Origin of the sequence: Mesorhizobium sp. M1E.F.Ca.ET.063.01.1.1, assembly GCF_003998155.1 — a bacterium.
In the GTDB taxonomy this organism is placed as follows: Bacteria; Pseudomonadota; Alphaproteobacteria; order Rhizobiales; family Rhizobiaceae; genus Mesorhizobium.
Genome location: NZ_RZSC01000770.1, coordinates 1 through 2,708, shown reverse-complemented (window position 1 = coordinate 2,708; position 2,708 = coordinate 1). Strand labels below are relative to the sequence as shown.

Genomic DNA, 2,708 nt, shown 5'->3' with positions numbered 1-2,708 from the left:
GTCTTCGGCCAACTCGCCGATGTCGAGCACGAGGAATGCCCCGCAATGATCGCGCATCCTTCGCGCCACCAGCCGCGCGACCTCACCGGCGAGGTCACTATCGGCAGCGATCAGATAGGAGGCGTTGGCGGAAACAATTTGGAACGCCGCATGCTGCTGCGACCCGACATGGACGCAGAGAAACGGCAGCGGCCGATCGATGTGTAAACGGTTGCCGTCGCCGAACTCGCGGCGGATTGGCTTGCTCTCCCGGAAAAGCGCGTCCAAGTCCGCTTCGATCCTGGCCAACGGAGACATAGCCTCAACGAGCTTTGGCTTCATGTCATGCCCCGCAACGCAGCCTCGAGAACTGGCACCGTGGACCCAAGCATGGAACGCAGCCGTTCGATCGCTGCCCAGTCGGGTTCGCCGCTCCATTCGTCCATGAAGATCTTCTTGAACTCGACCGCTATGGCACACCCGGTCCCGGGGAAATTGGCATGGACGAAACGGGCCTGCTCGCCCTTGCCCTGGAACGACACATTCTCACGCACATCGATCGGCTCGCCGTTGAAATCCTGGCCGCGCAGCGCCTCCGTGAAGGCGTCGACGACCGGCGCCCAGCGCGCGCGGTCCATCGAGAACGTGCCGATATTGATATCAGGCGCGCCATCTTGCGACGCAGGCACTGCTTTCGGCCCTGCACGCCGGTGGTTGTAGCTGTGGACGTCGACAAGGACGAACCTGCCGTAACGTGTCTCGACATCGGCAAGGACACGCCTGAGCTCGCTGTAGAAAGCGTCGTGAAAGGCGAGAGACTCGTCCACAACGTCCTCGGCCGGTGGCTCTCGCCATACGTGCAGGCCCCAGGACTGGTCCGGCGACCGATAGACCGCAGCCTCGCGCGCTCGGTTCAAATCGACTTGGAAGCGCGATCGATGAACGATAATCTGGGTTGGGAAATCGGCAATGAAGTGCTCGGTGAAGGGATCCTCCTCCCGCAGCCGATCAGGGTCGGGGATGCACATGAGCGACTGGCAAGCGCGCCCGACGTCGGAGCCGCTGTGGATCGCCGTGCCAATGACGGGGGAATCGCCAAGCTTGATCGTCCAGCCTGCCGGTGACCCGCTCGCAGCATTGTTGAAAATGGGCTTGCTCACCATCCATCGAAATGCGTGGAGAGAGCGGACGGTTCCGGGTCCAACCGGTTGACGCTTGCACCACGACCACATTGTCTCGCTGAAGAACTGGCTTCGCCCGGCACCTCACGCCGCCAGCACGGCCTGATCCAGCCCGCGGATGATCTTCGCCAGCTCCAAGCATTCGTCCTGGCGCACCTTGTTGCGCCGCCAGGCCATGCAGATCATGCGCTGCGGCATCGGCTCCTGAAACGGCACGATCCTGAGATCCGGCATGACGCCGGCGGCATTTGCCGCCATTTCGGGAACCAGCGTCACGCCCAGCCCATGCGCCACCATCTGCAGAAGCGTCGTCAGACTCGTGGCGCCGTAGCTTGCCATCGCCACCGGCCGCACGTTGCCGCAGACGGCCAGCGCCTGCTCGCGCAGGCAGTGCCCTTCTTCCAGCAGCATCAGGCGCTCCAGCGCCGGGCTTTCCGGCGGCACCGGCGGCGAGGCGAAGGCTGGATCTCCGGCGGGGACCGCAAGGAAGAAGCGGTCGGGGAAAAGCTCTTCGGTGACCAGCCCTGGATGGTCGAGCGGCAGCGCGGCGATGAAAGCGTCGAGCCGGCCCGAGGCACTGTCCTCGACCAGCGATGCAGTCACCGCCTCTCGCAGTTCGAGCTGCAGCGCCGGGAAGTGCCGCTTCAATTCAGGCAGGACCCGCGGCAGGAGATAGGGCGCCACCGTCGGGATGATGCCCAGTCGGAAGCGCCCTTCCATGGCGGGACGGCCGCGCCGCGCAGTCGTCTCTACGTCACGTATGTCGGCAAGGATGCGCTCGATGCGCGGCTGCAGGACGAGCGCCTCGTCGGTCATCCGCACCGTCTTGCCGCCGCGTTCGAACAGAGGGCAGCTCAGCCGCTCTTCCATCTCGGCGATCTGGGCGGAGAGCGCCGGCTGGCTGACACCGGCAAGCTTGGCGGCGCGGCCGAAATGCAGCGTCTGCGCCAGCGCGTCGAAATAAAGCATCTGCCTGACGGTGAGACCGATCATAAGGAAATCCTATCGGAAAAAACAGGAAAGGCAATTTGTCTTTATCGTTAAGCCGCCCTAGTCTGGAATCGTTCCAGATTGGCGCGGCCGCTGGCCGCCCCGGAAACCCAATTCAAACTCGGCAAAATCGGAGAGTAAGATGGACGCGAAAACCGACGACAACAGCGCTGGCAAATGCCCCGTGGCGCATGGATCCGCCGGCCGGACCAACCGCGACTGGTGGCCGAACCAGCTCGACCTTGGCGTTCTCCACCAGCAGTCGAACCTCTCTGACCCAATGGGCGAGGACTTCGACTACGCCAAGGAATTCCAGAGCCTCGATCTCGATGCGGTGGTGAAGGACCTGCACAAGGTGATGACGGATTCGCAGGACTGGTGGCCGGCCGACTTCGGCCATTACGGGCCGCTTTTCATCCGCATGGCCTGGCACAGCGCCGGCACCTATCGCATCGGCGACGGCCGCGGCGGCGCCGGCGCCGGTCAGCAGCGCTTCGCGCCGCTGAACAGCTGGCCGGACAACGCCAATCTCGACAAGGCGCGCCGGCTGCTCTGGCC

Annotated in this window: 3 protein-coding genes and 1 pseudogene; 1 reads left to right on the top strand and 3 read right to left on the bottom strand. The window is 64.1% G+C overall.

The window, feature by feature from the left end:
- From EOA29_RS32030 to EOA29_RS32020, 3 genes and pseudogenes are all read right to left on the bottom strand, one after another.
- Positions 1-321: pseudogene (locus EOA29_RS32030) on the bottom strand (flavohemoglobin expression-modulating QEGLA motif protein); the annotation flags it as partial.
- A complete protein-coding gene (locus EOA29_RS32025) occupies positions 318-1,142 on the bottom strand; it encodes an N-formylglutamate amidohydrolase (RefSeq protein WP_126092606.1) in 825 nt (274 codons plus the stop codon). The gene EOA29_RS32025 and the pseudogene EOA29_RS32030, both read right to left, overlap by 4 nt.
- Positions 1,143-1,244: 102 nt before the next feature.
- Positions 1,245-2,153, bottom strand: coding sequence for a hydrogen peroxide-inducible genes activator (locus EOA29_RS32020; protein WP_127222120.1), 909 nt, complete (start codon positions 2,151-2,153; stop codon positions 1,245-1,247).
- 139 nt (positions 2,154-2,292) lie between these two features.
- Between EOA29_RS32020 and EOA29_RS32015 the strand changes: the two genes are divergently transcribed.
- The coding region (locus tag EOA29_RS32015; protein WP_348628927.1) for a peroxidase family protein at positions 2,293-2,708 on the top strand (416 nt) is incomplete at its 3' end.